Origin of the sequence: Undibacterium sp. MH2W (assembly GCF_049340215.1) — a bacterium.
Classification (GTDB): Bacteria; Pseudomonadota; Gammaproteobacteria; order Burkholderiales; family Burkholderiaceae_D; genus Undibacterium.
The window spans coordinates 634,115-649,619 of record NZ_JBMPPA010000002.1; the positions used below are offsets into that span (position 1 = coordinate 634,115).

Here is a 15,505-nt window from a genome sequence, read left to right on the forward strand (position 1 = left end):
GTGTTTCATGAAAAGCTTTTTCCGGATTCTTTCTGGCTTATTTTTGCTGGCATTGATGTCAGCGTGTGGTGGTGGTGGTGGCTCACCAGGAGCGACGGGTGCCAAAGTGGCCCTGTTTACCTCTGCCCCAGCGTCGATTAACGTTCTTCCAGGACAATCTCAAAGTTTCACCGTGGGTGGTGGTGTGCCTGATTACACCGTGAGCACAAGTAACACAGCATTATCTGTTAGCGTGTCCGGTACAACTTTGACTATCTCGGCATCCACCACAACGACGGGTACATTTACCGTTGTGGTCACTGATCATGCGGGTACGCAAGTCAATATCACCGTTGTTGTTGGTACTGGAGCCGCATTAAAAACGTCTGCGTCTCCAAACGTAACGCTGTTGATCGGTGCCCAATCGGCTGTGTACTCGATCACGGGTGGTAGTGGGCTTTACATTTCTGCAGTGAGTAATGGTCCAGGGATTGCCGCTGTTAACTTTAATCAAAAAGCTGGCACATTTATTATCAGCGGCGTCGCAGCTGGTACGACGACTGTCACGGTAACGGATAGCCAAGGTGCACAGGTCTCGATTTCAGTGACGGTGGGTACAGGAATCACCTTCTTTACGTCAGCGCCAAGTAACATTAACTTGAGTCCAGGATCACTGTCATCGGTCTATCAGATCGGTGGTGGTAGTGGTGTCTATAATGTCGCGAGCAGCTCGAGCAATGTACGTGTCAACTTTATTCCAGGTGGAAGTGCCTTCTCCTTGGTTGGTATCAGTGCAGGTTCTGCGTTGGTGACGGTGACCGATACGCAAGGTGGAACTCAAACAATTAGTGTGACAGTTGGCACAGGTTCTAGCTTATTCATCAACGCCCCATTCAGCGTTGCTGTGCCTGTCGGGGCGACGTCTTCCACCTATCAGATCGGTGGTGGTAGTGGTATTTACTTCGCGTCAAGCAGTAACGCAAGCGTTGCGACGGTCACTCTGACCAGTAGCGGCATTAACTCTGCGCAGTTTGCGATTACCGGCGTTTCGCAAGGAACTGCCTCAATTATCGTGTCTGATAGTTTGGGTGCAAGCCAGCAATTGTCAGTTACCGTTGGTTCATCTGGCGGCGCATTGGTGACTTCTGCGTCAGGAAGTATCAACATTGCCGTCGGTGCGTCATCTGCCTACAAAGTGCAAGGTGGTAGCGCGCCTTATGCTGTTGGTACAAGCAATGCGAGTGTCGCCACGGCGACGATTACTGGCGGTACCTTAACGGTGACCGGTAATGCAATCGGCCAAGCAACGTTAACGGTATTAGATTCTTCCAGTCAAACAGTGACAATTTCTGTACAAGTAGGTGCCGTATCGAAATTATTCACGAGTGCGCCAAGCAGTATTACATTGAGTCCAGGCACCGTATCATCGACTTTCACGATTGCCGGTGGTAGCCAGATTTACCTCGTCAGCAGCGCTAATAACAGTGTTGCTACAGTGAGCCTGAACGGTAGTAACTTTATTATTACTGGCGTTGCAGCAGGTTCGACTTCGATCATTATCACTGACACAAACGGTACGACGATTCAAATTAACGTTACCGTTACTGGTGCTACAACGAATTTGTTCACAACAGCACCCGCAGCAGTGACCTTGTCGGCAGGAGGCGGTAGTGCTTCCTACAACATCAGTGGTGGTACGGCGCCTTACTCGGTTGTGAGCAGCAATACGACCGTGCTGACGGCCGTGCTTAACGGTTCAACGTTCCAGCTGACTGGTAATTTGTCTGGTTCGGCGACCGTCACAATCAAGGATGCGGCTGGCGTGAGCTTGACACCGATTACAGTCACTGTGTCAGGTGGAACTTCTAATGCACTTTACACAAATGCACCTTCTTCAGTGCAAATTAGTGCTGGTAGCAGCAATGCGCCTCAGTATCAGATCTCGGGTGGTGTCGCACCTTACAGCGTCGTAAGTAGCGCAACAGGTGTGGCAACCGTGAGTTTGAGTGGAAGCACTTACACTGTCACCGGGATTGCTGCTGGTACTGCCAACATCGTCATTACTGATTCAGCCGGGACGAAATTGACAGTAACAGTGACTGTTGGTAGCAGCGTATCCATTCCATTTTATTCTTCAGTACCAGGTAGTGTGACGATGACAGTAGGTCAGTCACCTGTCCCAACGTACGTTGTCGGTGGCGGTACTGCGCCATACACTGCTGCATCGAGTAGTGAAAGTGTTGTTAAGGCGACGATTTCAGGTGGTTCATTGATTCTGACGCCGGTGAGTGCAGGTACGGCAACTGTTCGTATCATTGACAGTGCTGGAGGCGCACCAATTTCGACGACAGTGACTGTGGTAACTTCTAACGTTGTGAATTTGGGTGTGGCGCCATCAGCCGTTACCCAAGCGTATGTTGGAGACGTTCTCCAGTTCTCCGTCAATGGTGGTTCAGCGCCATATACGATAGTTTCTAATAATCCATCCAGTGTCACAATTGGAAATATTGTTCAAAACACATCTAGTGCAACCTTTACTGCTACGATGGCAAAAGTGAACAATTCCGCTGCGATTGTTGTGACGGATAGCAAAGGAACAGTCGTTCAGGTAACCATCAGTTCTATTTTGGCGGCTGTTAATAATCTGTCTTTAACACCAGTGAATTGGTCCATATTGGATAACAACAGTTCATCCGTATCGTTGACGTTAAACGGTGGTGTACCTCCGTTCCAAGTCTTTACAGCCGGAACGAACGCTGCACTGTTATCCTCCGTCACCGTCACCAATAATGGCGTTGCATTGTTGCCATCCCAAGCACCGTTCTTTACAGACCGGACGCTGACGATCGGCTTAGGTAGCCAAGGTACACGTTGCGTGGGGGCCGATACAACACTGACTTTCACAGTTGTGGATAGTCTGAATACGTCAACAACGAGTACAATGAAGATTCTAACTGGTGGCCAAGGTTGTTAATGAGGGATCAGTAGTAAAAAGGTTGTGCAGGAGACTTTGTGAGTGTCCAGGCGCTGAATTTAATTTGCCCAGGAAATTGCGATGTCTGGCAATATTTTTCTAGTAGGTCTTATGGGGTCCGGGAAGACGACAGTCGGCCGGGCCCTGGCGAGAAAGTTAAACAAACGTTTTATTGATTCTGATCATGAGATTGAGGCCCGTACTGGGGTCTCGATCCCAGTCATTTTTGAGATAGAGGGTGAAGTTAGTTTTCGTCAAAGGGAAGCGGACGTCATCCGTGATTTAACTGCCCAGAATGATATTGTTCTGGCGACCGGTGGTGGCGCCATTCTCAATCCTGATAGCTTGAGATACCTGCACGAACGCGGCACGGTCATTTACTTGCGTGCGGGTATTAGCAGTATTCTTCAACGCACAAAAAACGATAAAAATCGTCCGTTACTCAGAACCGCGGATCCCCGTAAAAAGCTCGAAGAGTTAGAGGCGCAACGCCATCCCCTGTACCAGAAAGCAGCCCATCTGGTCATTGAGACCGGCCGCCCCAATGTGCAGCACCTCGTACAAAATATTCTCGACAAGTTACCCCAGCCATTAGTGGCAAGCTATTTTCAATCTCATCCAACTAACATGCATTCTGTACACCAAAGCGCCATTCAATCGATGAACGTTCAATTAGGCGAGCGTAGTTATCCCATCTCGATCGGTCAGGATCTGTTAGGAAATGCGGCGCTGTTGGGAGAGAAAATTCGCGGCACGCATGTTGTCGTGGTCACGAATACGGTTGTTGCTCCTCTTTATCTGCAGACGCTTGAGACGCAACTTCATGCACTCGGTAAAACCTGTAGTGCCGTGATCTTGCCAGATGGCGAGGTTTATAAAAACTGGGATAACCTCAATTTAATTTTCGATCATTTACTTGCGCATAAGTGTGATCGCAAAACCACCTTAATCGCACTTGGTGGTGGTGTCATTGGCGATATGACGGGATTTGCAGCGGCAACGTACATGCGTGGCGTTCCTTTTGTACAAGTGCCAACCACATTGCTTTCGCAAGTAGATTCATCCGTTGGAGGTAAAACAGGCATCAATCATCCGCTAGGTAAGAATATGATTGGTGCGTTTTATCAACCTCAAGCAGTGATTGCAGACACAGCAACGTTGAACACCTTACCAGACAAAGAGTTGTCTGCGGGCTTGGCAGAAGTGATCAAGCACGGTGCGATTATCGATGCGACTTTTTTCGCATGGCTCGAGCAAAATATGAGCAAACTGCGTGCGAAAGATCCGCAAGCGTTAGCGCATGTGATTGCCCGCTCGTGTGAAATCAAAGCGGATGTCGTTCGACAAGACGAACGCGAAGGAGGACTGCGTGCTATCCTCAACTTCGGCCATACTTTTGGACATGCCATTGAAGCAGGACTCGGCTTTGGAACGTGGTTGCACGGCGAAGCGGTCGGCTGCGGCATGGTCATGGCAGCTGAGTTATCATTCCGATTAGGTTACATCGATTTCGTCAGCAAAACCCGCATCAAGCAATTAGTCGAAGCGGCAGGATTGCCGGTCGTCGCGCCGGATTTAGGTGAACAACGCTGGTTAGAGTTGATGGAAGTCGATAAGAAAAATGAAGGTGGGCAAATTAAATTTATTTTGCTCAAACCGTTGGGTACGGCAGTCATCACTAGTGTGCCGGAACCTGTTTTGTTAGAAACGTTACGCCACTGCATCCTAGAATAGCAATGACATTGACAGATCAACATTTAGCACCCTATGCCGCCCAATCGTCCACATCGAGAGGGCGGCTTTTTATTGAGCCCGCATCCAGTTCGCGGAGTGAATTTCAACGCGATCGTGACCGCATCATTCACTGTTCTGCCTTTCGTCGGCTTGAGTATAAAACACAAGTGTTTGTCAATCACGAGGGGGATCTGTTTCGAACTCGGCTGACGCACAGTCTTGAGGTCGCGCAAATAGGGCGCTCGATTGCGCGTAATCTCCGTTTGAATGAAGATCTCGTCGAAGCCATCGCTCTCGCCCATGATCTCGGACACACACCCTTCGGGCATGCAGGGCAAGACGCGCTCAATGCTTGTATGCAGCCCTATGGCGGCTTTGAACATAATCTGCAAAGCTTAAGAATTGTTGATCGTCTCGAAGAGCGTTACGCTGCGTTTGATGGATTAAATCTTTGCTTTGAAACCCGCGAAGGTATTCTCAAACACTGCTCGCTCACGAATGCCAGCGCACTCGGTGACGTTGGCGAACGATTTATACATAAAACGCAACCCAGTTTAGAAGCGCAATTGACCAACCTCGCAGATGAGATTGCCTACAACAATCATGACATCGATGATGGTATTCGTTCCGGGCTCATCACAGAAAAACAAATGCTCGATGTCGATATTTTTGCACATCACCGAGCGGAAGTTGAACTTGCCTATCCAGGCCTAGCGGGCCGTCGTGCGATCTCAGAAACTATTCGTCGCATGATCAATACGCTCATCACCGATTTAATTAAAACATCCGCAGCACGTATCGCCGATTCTCAGCCAACATCCGTCGACGATGTACGTCGCATGCCAAAAATGATTACGTTCTCAGACGCACAATATCAAGAGGCCAAAGTTCTTAAGCAGTTTTTGCATCACCAACTCTATCGGCATTATCAAGTCAATCGCATGATGTCAAAAGCACGGCGCATCATTCATGAGTTATTCGATGCCTTTATCGCAGAACCGAATCTTTTACCCCCAGATTACCAAGTTCTTTCTGCCATTGATGAAGTATCCAAGCAACATCAGCAAGCGAGAAAAATCGCAGACTACATCGCAGGTATGACAGATCGCTATGCTATGAGAGAACATCGCCGACTTTTTTCTATTAATGAAAACTGAGTCGTCGCGCACCACCCTATTTACGGAGAAAATCATGCCCCAATTTCATATCAAACGTCGTCAATTTACCCGCTGTATTCCTCTCGTTTTGCTCGGACTCTCCGTGACTGCGCATGCCATTTCACTCAATGATCTGAGTAATCAAGATGCGAGTGCCGGACTCAAAGCTGCATTAGACAAGGGCTCAACCGTCGCCGTCAGTAATCTCGGTGTGGAGAATGGCTTTCTCAATAACGAAAAAGTGAAAATTCAGTTGCCTTCCATTCTCGAAAAAGCCCGACCCATTCTCAAAATGACCGGGAAAGGACAGCAACTCGATGACCTCGTCGTTTCCATGAACCGTGCCGCAGAAGCAGCAGTTCCCCTAGCAAAACCACTGCTTCTTAACGCCGTAAAGTCCATGTCCATCACCGACGCCAAAAACATTCTTACCGGTGGCGAAACCTCCGTCACAGACTTCTTTCGGCAAAAAACGTCCGCCCCCCTCGCTGTTAAATTTTTACCTCTCGTAAAAGGTGTCACCGATAAAGCAGGACTCTCTGCCAAATACAACGCCGTCATGGGACAAGCCCAGAAATTTGGCGTCGTCCCAGAACAAGAAGCCACGGTCGAAGGATACGTTACCCAAAAAGCACTCGATGGGCTCTTTCTTATGATCAGTGAAGAAGAAAAGAAAATTCGTCAGGATCCGTTGGGGGCGGGGAGTTCGGTGATCAGTAAAGTGTTCACCCTCCTCAAATAAAAACTGACGAAAAGCCGCTCTGTCTGCGTTGTTGGCGACTCGCCTTACGTCAAGTAATGTCTTCGTCGCCACGCCTTGCCAGAGCGTCTTTGCGTCAGTTTTTGGAGGTGAAAAGCCGCTCTGTCTGCGTTGTTGGCGACTCGCCTTACGTCAAGTAATGTCTTCGTCGCCACGCCTTAGTAGAGCGACTTTGCGTCAGTTGTTTTGGAGGGGCAAGCTTAGAACGCTACGTTGATGGCGACTCGCTCCGAGCGAATGTTACCTCCACGCGACAACTGAGGATGTTTTTGAGCTTATAACAATGATTTGCAATTCACGGTAGGACTGCGTTGCGGACGCACTTAAGGCTGCTCATGTGCGCGTCTATAGCGTTTTCTGCGTCCTCAGAGGGGCGTCCCTCATTGTTTTCTGTCTGTTGTCCATTTCTGTGCGACAAAAATAGCGCGTACTGCGTAGTTTCACTTAAGTAGATGGTGTTGCAATGCAGCATTGAAATATCTGTTAAGTTAAAGCTTAAGTGCACTGAATAAGAAAATGAAATACATCAGTTTGGTAGCACGACCTGGTTGAGGTCAGGATCAACGTCAAGGGTGAACATACACCAAACGGATTCTCGGCTCTCAGTCATGGAATAAAAATTGAATGAGACATCAATTATCTGGAGACCAACATGTCATACAAAATGAAAACCTTGATTGCTTCTGCATTGATCACATGGTCCGTTGCAGGCGTTGCCGCTGAGCCGATTAAAATTGGCGTTTCTGGCCCTCTGACTGGCGGTTCGGCACCAATGGGTGTGTCGATGCGCGATGGTGTGAAGCTCGCCGTTGCAGAGATCAATGCGAAGGGCGGCGTACTTGGCCGTCAACTGCAAATCGTTGAGCGCGATGACGAGGCGAAAAATGAACGTGGCGTGCAGGTTGCTCAAGAGTTGATTAACAAGGAACGCGTTGTGGCGACGGTTGGTTATGCCAACACGGGCGTCGCGATTGCTTCACAGCGCTTCTATCAAAACGCTAAAATTCCAGTCATGAATAACGTGGCGACAGGCTCTATCGTCACGAAGCAATTCGTTGCACCTGAATTTACAGAGAACTATATTTTCCGCAATGCCGCCAACGATACAGTGCAATCCGCAATGATCGTTGATGAGGCCGTTGTTAAGCGTAAGTTCACGAAAGTCGCGATCCTTGCTGACTCGACAAACTACGGTCAATTAGGTCGTGAAGATCTTGAGCGTACATTGGCCGCAAAAGGTATCAAACCGGTTGCTGTTGAAAAGTTCAATATCAAAGACGTAGATATGACCGCGCAGTTGCTCAAGGCGAAGCAAGGTGGCGCACAGGTCATTCTGACGTATGGTATTGGTCCTGAGTTAGCGCAAATCGCCAACGGTATGGAGAAGTTGGGCTGGAAGGTACCAATGATTGGTAGCTGGACGCTGTCGATGGGTAACTTCCTCGATAACGCTGGTAAAAACGGTGATGGTGCGAGCATGCCACAAACTTTCATCCAAGATCCGAATACGCCAAAACGTAAAGCCTTTATCGAAGCTTACCAAAAGTCCTACAAAATCGATCGTATCCCATCTCCTGTCTCGGCAGCTCAAGGCTATGACTCTATCTACTTGTTAGCGGCCGCGATGAAACAGGCTGGCACAACAGATGGCCCGAAAGTCCGTGAAGCACTAGAGAATCTGAACGAAAAAGTAGAAGGTGTCGTCACGACCTATGTGAAGCCATTCACGCATGACGATCACGAAGCCATTAAAGCCGGTATGCCTGTCATGGGCGAGGCCAAAGATGGTCACATCGTTTTAGCAAAATAAAACAATTCAGTTTCACTGTGTATGACTGAGTAAGACCGGAATCAGGTCGCTTGCAAAGAGCAACCGCAAGCGCCTGATCCTTTTCTAGACATTGCATCCTCTCTGGTTGGTTCATTCTTCTTCGATATGTCATGTAGCGAGGGCGGGTGGACTCACGTCTGAACGGATGCACTCCATTCGGGTAATAAAAATGGAAATCCTATTACAACTCGTGTTTAGCGGCATTGCGCTTGGCATGATTTACGCAGTGATCGCATTTGGTTATCAGTTGACCTTCGCTACTTCTGGCACGCTCAACTTTGGACAAGGCGAATCACTCATGTTAGGGGCGCTGGTCGGACTTAGTCTGGTCGGGAATATTCATGGCGGCCCTTACATGAATTATTGGCTGATGATCCCCTTGGTGATCTTGTTTGGTGGCCTGCAAGGTGTGGTTGTCGAGTGGATTGCGGTGCGGCCAGCGATTAAAATTAAATCGGAATTTGGCTGGATTATGTCCACGATTGCGATGGCGATTATTTTTAAAAACGTGGCTGAAAATATCTGGGGTAAGGACGATTTGACCTTTCCTTCTCCGTTGTCTGCGCAACCATTTCAGATTTTTGGTGCGAATGTGCAGCCGATGCAAATTGTCGTGATTGTTGGTGCACTGGCGATCATGTTGGCGGTCGAAATGTTTAATCGTAAATCGATCTACGGTAAGGCAGTCGTGGCTACTTCAAACGACCGCGATGCCGCAGGTTTGATGGGTATTAACACCAGCATGGTCATTACTTTCTCTTATGCCTTGTCTTCTGCGACAGCTGCATTTGCCGGTGTGTTGGTGGCGCCGTTGACCTTGACCGGTGCGACGATGGGCTCTTCACTTGGCTTGAAAGCGTTTGCGGTCGCCATTATCGGCGGGTTGACATCGGGTGTCGGCGCGATTGTGGGCGGTCTGATTTTGGGGATTGCTGAAACGTTGACGGGGTTCTATGTATCCACGGGCTACAAAGAGGTTCCTGGTCTCGTGTTGCTGTTATTGGTATTAGCGATCAAACCTGCTGGTTTGTTTGGTAAAACAGCGATTAAGAAAGTGTAAGGAGATATCATGAATAAAAAGACCTTCATACTTTCTGCGATTGGCATCGTCGCATTGGGATTGTTCCCCGTGTTCATGCACAATCCGTACTATCTGCATCTGGCAGAAACCATTTTAATTTACGCCATTCTCTTGTTTGGCCTCGACATCGTTGTTGGCTATACGGGGCAGGTGTCATTAGGTCACGCTGGTCTATTTGGGATCGGTTCCTATACCACTGGGGTGTTGTATCTGAAACTCGGCTTACCAATCTTGGTCGCCTTGCCTGCGAGTATTGTCGTCGCTGCTGTCTTTGGTGCTGTGATGGCCTTACCTGCATTGCGCGTGACGGGGCCCTATTTGGCGATGGTGACCTTGGCGTTTGGTACGATCACGCAAATTTTGATCAACGAAATGAGTTTCCTCACTGAAGGTCCTATGGGGATTCAGATTACGAAACCAGGATGGTTTGGTCAAAAAATGGATGAAACAACGTTCTTCTATCTCGTTGCCATTTTGATGGTCGTCGCGTTGGTTGTTGTTCACCGTGTTTTGCGTTCTCATCTTGGACGCGCGTTTCAGGCGTTGCGTGACAGCCCGATTGCTTCGGACTGTATGGGTGTCTCCGTGTATCGCTACAAGGTCTACGCGTTCGTGATCAGTGCGGCCTTAGCGGGTCTGGCGGGTAGTCTGTACGCTTACTCGGAACAATATATCTCGCCAAATACCTATAACTTTGAATTGACGATTCTGTTTTTGTTGGCCGTGATTATGGGGGGACGCAAGAGCCGTATTGGTTCTCTGATCGGTGCGTTCATCGTCGTGATGTTGCCTTCCTTGTTGGCAGATATCGATTTGTTCCGTCAGATCTCGACGGCGGCGGCTGTGATTGCGACGATTGGTTCAGGGATTGCCCTCGCACAGAAGCGTAAAACAGCGCGTGAAATCATGGTGCCGGTCGCTGCAACTATTGGTATGGCGCTGTTTTCTTATAAGTTGGAAAACATCACAGACTGGCGTCTGACCATCTTCGGTCTGATGACTTTGTTCGTTGTGTATTACCTGCAGGACGGGATTGTTGGCTTTGTCAGTGCCATGTTTGGAAAAGGCCCACGTCATCTGATTGCGAAGACCGATGCCACTGCAGTGGATGAATCCTTAGCCATTGCCAATGCTGGTGGTGCACGTGTTGGTGTGTTGTTGAGCGCACGTCAGTTGTTGATGCAGTTCGGTGGTTTGAAAGCCTTAAATCATGTTGACTTACAGATCGCTCAAGGTGCCGTGCACGGGTTAATCGGTCCGAATGGTTCTGGTAAAAGTACGATGATGAATGTCTTGACTGGGATCTATAAACCAACCGATGGTGTGGTGGAGTTTGGTGGACGGGTCATCTCAGGATCGACACCTTCAGCCATCGCCTTGGGAGGCGTCGCTCGCACGTTTCAGAACGTCCAGCTATTTGGTGAAATGACGGCGACAGAAAACGTCTTGGTCGGCTTGCACAGCACATTCCGTAGCAACGTATTTGATGCGATGTTGCATACCCCTCGCTATCTGCGTGAAGAGCGCACTGCACGAGAACGGGCGGCCAGTATCTTGCACTTTGTGGGCCTGTCTGATCTGGCGAATGAAGAAGCACGCAATCTGCCGTATGGTAAGCAGCGGTTATTAGAGATTGGTCGTGCACTTGGCTTAAATCCTCAGTTGCTGTTGCTCGATGAGCCTGCTGCTGGATTGACGGCACCCGATATTAAAGAACTGATCGCGATCATTCGAAAAATTCGTGAGCATGGCATCACTATTATTCTGATTGAGCATCATATGGATGTGGTGATGTCGCTGTGCGATACCGTCACCGTCCTCGATTTCGGTCAGAAAATTTGCGAAGGCAAACCTGCCGATGTACAGGCTGATCCGAAAGTGATTGAGGCTTACCTTGGCGGCAGCGTCAGCGACGAGTTGAGTGGCGCAGCCCATTCGGCGACAACGGCGTAAGGAGAACCCTATGTTAGAAATTTCAAATTTACACGCCGCTTACGGTAAGGTACAGGTATTGCACGGTATTTCCTTGTCTGTCCCAAAAGGAAAAGTGGTGACGCTAATCGGTTCTAATGGTGCCGGTAAAACAACCACAATGCGTGCCATTTCTGGAATGTTGAAACCGAAAGAGGGGACAGTTAGTCTGGGAGGGCAGGACATCACTGGTCTCGATTCGCACAAAATTGCTCGCGCTGGTTTGGCGCATTCACCAGAAGGTCGCCGCGTGTTTGCGACGATGTCGGTGAAAGATAATTTATTGTTAGGTGCTTTCCCTCGATTTACTGGCTCACGTAGTCGCGGTGATATTGAGACGGATCTGCAAAAGGCGATGGAATTGTTTCCGCGTCTGCGTGAACGTCGTGATCAACTCGCTGGCACGTTGTCGGGTGGTGAGCAGCAGATGCTGGCGATGGCACGTGCGGTGATGCTCAATCCGGAAGTGATTCTATTGGATGAGCCATCCATGGGATTGGCACCGATTTTGGTCGATGAAGTATTCCGGATTATCCAGCGTCTCAAGCAAGAAGGGATGACGATGTTGCTTGTGGAACAGTTTGCGGCAGCAGCGTTGGCCGTCGCTGATTACGGCTACGTACTGGAAAATGGGCGTATTTCGGTGCATGGTCCTGCGGCGAGCTTGCAGAACGATCCTGCAGTGAAGGCGGCGTATCTCGGAGGAAATGCGCAGCACTAAGACTGCCATTGATGTAAAACACCCCGCGAGTAGTACAGCGGGGTGTTTTTTTTAGACAGATTGCTGACGTCAATAGGTCTTTGGATTATCCCGCTAATGCGTGCAGCGGATGAGCATAATCTGGCCATACCGGCGAGAAGAATCCCAGCACCATATCGCGTGTCACCTCTGAGAGATGTGCAGGTGACCATTGTGGTTGATTATCTTTGTCGACAACCAACGCACGAACACCTTCTACGACTTCACCATGCTTGAAACAGTGACGAACCATGGTTCTTTCCATGCGCAGACAATCTGACACCGTCATGTTGGCGCTGCGGCGCAGTTGCTCCAATGTCACGCTCATGAGCAATGGTGAGCGTTTTTCCATCGTGGCGACGGTTGTCTGAGCGAAGGTGCTATCGCTGGCTTTCAGACGCTCTGTGATAGCAGGGACACTATCGCCGATGAACAAGGCATCAATCTCTGTACGATGTGTGGCCAGTTTGCTTTGCGTTGGGTCGATTTGCGTTGCAAAGGGAGCGGCGAAATTGTGAATCGCTTGACGCCAATCAGTCGTATCGTGATTGCTGAAAAGCGCCATCAACGCGGGAATCTCCGTTGTTGGAATAAACACATCAGCAAGGCCTGCATAGAGGGCGTCCGCCGCACCAATGATCTCTCCGCTTAAGCCCAGATACGTACCGATTTGGCCAGGTGTGTGTGATAAGAAGTAACCACCTCCTACATCGGGGAAGAGTCCGATATTCACCTCTGGCATCGCCATTTTCGTGCGTTCAGTGACGATGCGTACGCAGGCGTCTTGGCCTGCTTGTGCGATACCCATGCCTCCACCCATCACAACGCCATTCATGATGGCGATGTAAGGCTTCGGATAAAAATGAATTAAATGATTTAATGCATATTCTTCCGTAAAAAAATCTTCTAAGAGTGCACTATCACCCTTCGGGGATGCTGTGCCAACATCATAAAAAAAGCGAATGTCACCACCCGCGCACAAGGCCTTTTCGCTACTGCTATGAATAACGACAGCACGAATTTGTGCGTCATCGCGCCATTGTAAGAGACTAGCGGTGATGGCACGAACCATCTCTAGTGAAAGCGAGTTGAGTGCTTTGGGGCGGTCTAGCGTAATAAACCCAATATGATTATTAACGGAGGTGATAACGTGTTCGCTCATAGGATGACCAATAGAATAATGGTGATGAAGCCCTTATTTTATGCTGGGCTGGATGTGGCGTCACGCGCTTTTGGCACTGCGACAGAAAGCGTTACGCAAACAAAAAAGGACGCTCTATTGCGTCCTTTGTTGGTTGCCTCTGACTTCGCAGGGCGCTCATGAGGTGCTTATGATGCCGATGCCGGATCAGGCATGTGTTTGATGGCATCGTGGTGATGTTCCTGAATCTTGTCTTTGTGTTTAATCACTTGACGATCCAGTTTATCGACCAATGCATCAATGGCAGCATACAAATCATGTGCCAAACTCTCAACGTGGATATCTTTACCACTGATGTGCAGGTTGATATCTGCCTTGTGACGTTTTTCTTTTTCCCGGAGCTTGTCTACCGTCAGAATGACGGCAATATCAATGACTTGATCGAAGTGGCGCCGTACCCTTTCCAACTTGGTATGCACGTATTCGCGAATTGCAGGAGTTACTTCGACGTGATGTCCACTGATGGTGAGATTCATACTGTGCTCCTATAGTGATGTTACATGCTACAACAATGCGCTCGATTCATTCAAAATGTGTTGAGCTAAATCATATATAGCAATCTAAGCCGTAAATACAAGGACAAACTTATAAAGATTTACGCATACTCACTGGAGGAATTTTCAAGGCTTCGCGGTATTTGGCGACTGTCCGTCGGGCAATTACCATGCCCTGTTCACCCAGCATGTCTGCGATTTTACTGTCAGAGAGTGGGTTCTTCTGGTCTTCTGCTCCTATCAACTGCTTGATGAGTGCTCGTATCGCGGTGGACGATGCTTCTCCCCCGGTTTCCGTCGCGACATGGCTGCCGAAAAAATATTTCAACTCAAACATGCCATGTGGGGTCAACATGTATTTTTGGGTCGTTACACGAGAAATGGTGCTCTCGTGTAATCCTAGTGTATCAGCTATTTCGCGCAAAACAAGGGGGCGCATCGCAACTGCACCGTGTGTGAAAAAATTACGCTGTCTTTCTACTATCGCTTGTGCAACGCGCAAGATGGTTTCGAAACGTTGGCGCATATTTTTGATCAACCAGCGTGCTTCCTGAAGTTGCGTAGAGAGACCATTTTCTCCGCGGTGCTGACGCATCATGTTGGCATAAATACTGCTCACGCGTAGCTTGGGCATCACGTCTTGATTGAGGACAACCTGCCAACCGTGAGCCGTTTTTTTAACAATGACATCAGGGACAACATAGTCCGAACTGCTCTTAGCAAATTCGCTACCAGGACGTGGTTTGCAAGCACGAATCACGATTTGTGCTTCGCGCAAATCTTCGTCATCGCAATCAAAAATTTTCTTTAATTTTGTAAAGTCACGCTGTGCAAATAAATTTAATTGATTTTCAACAATATTTAACGCAAGGCGACGCGTCACGAATGGAATATCAGGTAAACGTTTTATCTGCAAAGCAAGACATTCTGCTGGGCACCGCGCACCAACGCCAGCAGGATCAAAGCTTTGCACCATCGACAAGGCAAACGTCAGTTCTTCTGGTTCGACGGTCAATTCAATTGGCAGACTGGCATGGATTTCATCTAATGTTTCACTCAGATAACCATTGTCATCAATCGCATCAATGATCAGTTCCACCAGTGCAAGATCGCGCGGTTCACGTAAATTCAAGCGCATCTGTTCCAGCAAATGCTCACGCAGACCAATATGCGCAGCTTCTAGCTGACGTTGTCCATCATCATCTTCCGCATTGTATTGGCTTGCTGGCGCATCGTTGAAGCTCCATTCTTCTTCGTTGGCACTCACGCTGTCGTTGATCGCAAATTCGGTGTCAGAAGACGTCTCTACTGTCGTTGCGGTCGTCGCTTGTAGGTCGGGTACTTCCATGCCTGCATCGGGGGTGGCACTGGCAGTGTTAATACCGCCGTCAGCCAAAAGCCGAACTGCATTGTCCATAGGATCATCGACCCGTTCGAGCAACGGGTTTTCGATGAGGAGGGTCTCTAGCTCTTGATGCAATTCGAGGGTCGATAATTGCAGCAATCGGATGGATTGTTGCAATTGCGGCGTGAGAGCAAGATGCTGAGATGTGCGGAGTTGCAGACTTTGTTTCATGATGCTTC

The 15,505-nt window shown here is 48.9% G+C and carries 11 protein-coding genes; 8 read left to right on the plus strand and 3 right to left on the minus strand.

What is annotated here, in order from left to right; genetic code table 11:
• The first annotated feature begins 7 nt into the window (after nucleotides 1-7).
• The 8 genes from ACO0K2_RS07155 (at nucleotide 8) to ACO0K2_RS07190 (ending at nucleotide 12,208) form a co-directional block, all read left to right on the plus strand.
• Nucleotides 8-2,953, plus strand: a complete 2,946-nt coding sequence (locus tag ACO0K2_RS07155) for a beta strand repeat-containing protein (RefSeq protein ID WP_423017169.1) — start codon at nucleotides 8-10, stop codon at nucleotides 2,951-2,953.
• A gap of 81 nt (nucleotides 2,954-3,034) precedes the next feature.
• Nucleotides 3,035-4,687 (plus strand): bifunctional shikimate kinase/3-dehydroquinate synthase AroKB, encoded by a 1,653-nt coding sequence (aroKB, locus tag ACO0K2_RS07160; protein WP_423017171.1) that lies wholly within the window; start codon nucleotides 3,035-3,037, stop codon nucleotides 4,685-4,687.
• A 2-nt stretch (nucleotides 4,688-4,689) separates the two neighbouring features.
• Nucleotides 4,690-5,844, plus strand: coding sequence for a deoxyguanosinetriphosphate triphosphohydrolase (locus ACO0K2_RS07165; RefSeq protein ID WP_423017173.1), 1,155 nt, complete (start codon nucleotides 4,690-4,692; stop codon nucleotides 5,842-5,844).
• 34 nt (nucleotides 5,845-5,878) lie between these two features.
• A complete protein-coding gene (locus ACO0K2_RS07170; protein ID WP_423017175.1) occupies nucleotides 5,879-6,586 on the plus strand; it encodes a DUF4197 domain-containing protein in 708 nt (235 codons plus the stop codon).
• Between the two features lie 670 nt (nucleotides 6,587-7,256).
• Nucleotides 7,257-8,414 carry an ABC transporter substrate-binding protein gene (locus tag ACO0K2_RS07175; protein WP_423017177.1) on the plus strand — a complete coding sequence of 386 codons (1,158 nt, stop codon included), beginning with the start codon at nucleotides 7,257-7,259 and terminating at the stop codon, nucleotides 8,412-8,414.
• 190 nt (nucleotides 8,415-8,604) lie between these two features.
• On the plus strand, nucleotides 8,605-9,495 hold the full coding sequence (locus ACO0K2_RS07180) for a branched-chain amino acid ABC transporter permease (protein WP_423017179.1): 891 nt from the start codon (nucleotides 8,605-8,607) through the stop codon (nucleotides 9,493-9,495).
• A 9-nt stretch (nucleotides 9,496-9,504) separates the two neighbouring features.
• Nucleotides 9,505-11,469: an ABC transporter permease subunit gene (locus tag ACO0K2_RS07185; protein WP_423017181.1), complete on the plus strand. Its 1,965-nt coding sequence runs from the start codon at nucleotides 9,505-9,507 to the stop codon at nucleotides 11,467-11,469.
• Between the two features lie 10 nt (nucleotides 11,470-11,479).
• Nucleotides 11,480-12,208: an ABC transporter ATP-binding protein gene (locus tag ACO0K2_RS07190; protein ID WP_423017183.1), complete on the plus strand. Its 729-nt coding sequence runs from the start codon at nucleotides 11,480-11,482 to the stop codon at nucleotides 12,206-12,208.
• A gap of 85 nt (nucleotides 12,209-12,293) precedes the next feature.
• On the opposite strand, the gene ACO0K2_RS07195 is transcribed toward ACO0K2_RS07190, so the two are convergent.
• The 3 genes from ACO0K2_RS07195 to ACO0K2_RS07205 all read right to left on the minus strand — a co-directional run bounded on the left by ACO0K2_RS07195 (nucleotide 12,294) and on the right by ACO0K2_RS07205 (nucleotide 15,497).
• Complete coding sequence (locus ACO0K2_RS07195; protein ID WP_423017185.1) at nucleotides 12,294-13,388, minus strand: enoyl-CoA hydratase/isomerase family protein; 1,095 nt, start codon at nucleotides 13,386-13,388, stop codon at nucleotides 12,294-12,296.
• A gap of 167 nt (nucleotides 13,389-13,555) precedes the next feature.
• Nucleotides 13,556-13,903: a ribosome hibernation-promoting factor, HPF/YfiA family gene (hpf, locus tag ACO0K2_RS07200; RefSeq protein ID WP_423017187.1), complete on the minus strand. Its 348-nt coding sequence runs from the start codon at nucleotides 13,901-13,903 to the stop codon at nucleotides 13,556-13,558.
• A gap of 109 nt (nucleotides 13,904-14,012) precedes the next feature.
• On the minus strand, nucleotides 14,013-15,497 hold the full coding sequence (locus ACO0K2_RS07205) for an RNA polymerase factor sigma-54 (protein WP_423017189.1): 1,485 nt from the start codon (nucleotides 15,495-15,497) through the stop codon (nucleotides 14,013-14,015).
• Nucleotides 15,498-15,505: the final 8 nt, after the last annotated feature.

Bases quoted from the DNA above. Each gene is read 5' to 3' on its own strand.
- ACO0K2_RS07170 (WP_423017175.1), top strand. From the start codon at position 5,879: ATGCCCCAATTTCATATCAAACGTCGTCAATTTACCCGCTGTATTCCT.
- ACO0K2_RS07205 (WP_423017189.1), bottom strand. From the start codon at position 15,497: ATGAAACAAAGTCTGCAACTCCGCACATCTCAGCATCTTGCTCTCACG.
- ACO0K2_RS07190 (WP_423017183.1), top strand. From the start codon at position 11,480: ATGTTAGAAATTTCAAATTTACACGCCGCTTACGGTAAGGTACAGGTA.
- ACO0K2_RS07155 (WP_423017169.1), top strand. From the start codon at position 8: ATGAAAAGCTTTTTCCGGATTCTTTCTGGCTTATTTTTGCTGGCATTG.
- ACO0K2_RS07180 (WP_423017179.1), top strand. From the start codon at position 8,605: ATGGAAATCCTATTACAACTCGTGTTTAGCGGCATTGCGCTTGGCATG.
- hpf (WP_423017187.1), bottom strand. From the start codon at position 13,903: ATGAATCTCACCATCAGTGGACATCACGTCGAAGTAACTCCTGCAATT.
- ACO0K2_RS07185 (WP_423017181.1), top strand. From the start codon at position 9,505: ATGAATAAAAAGACCTTCATACTTTCTGCGATTGGCATCGTCGCATTG.
- ACO0K2_RS07195 (WP_423017185.1), bottom strand. From the start codon at position 13,388: ATGAGCGAACACGTTATCACCTCCGTTAATAATCATATTGGGTTTATT.
- ACO0K2_RS07175 (WP_423017177.1), top strand. From the start codon at position 7,257: ATGTCATACAAAATGAAAACCTTGATTGCTTCTGCATTGATCACATGG.
- aroKB (WP_423017171.1), top strand. From the start codon at position 3,035: ATGTCTGGCAATATTTTTCTAGTAGGTCTTATGGGGTCCGGGAAGACG.
- ACO0K2_RS07165 (WP_423017173.1), top strand. From the start codon at position 4,690: ATGACATTGACAGATCAACATTTAGCACCCTATGCCGCCCAATCGTCC.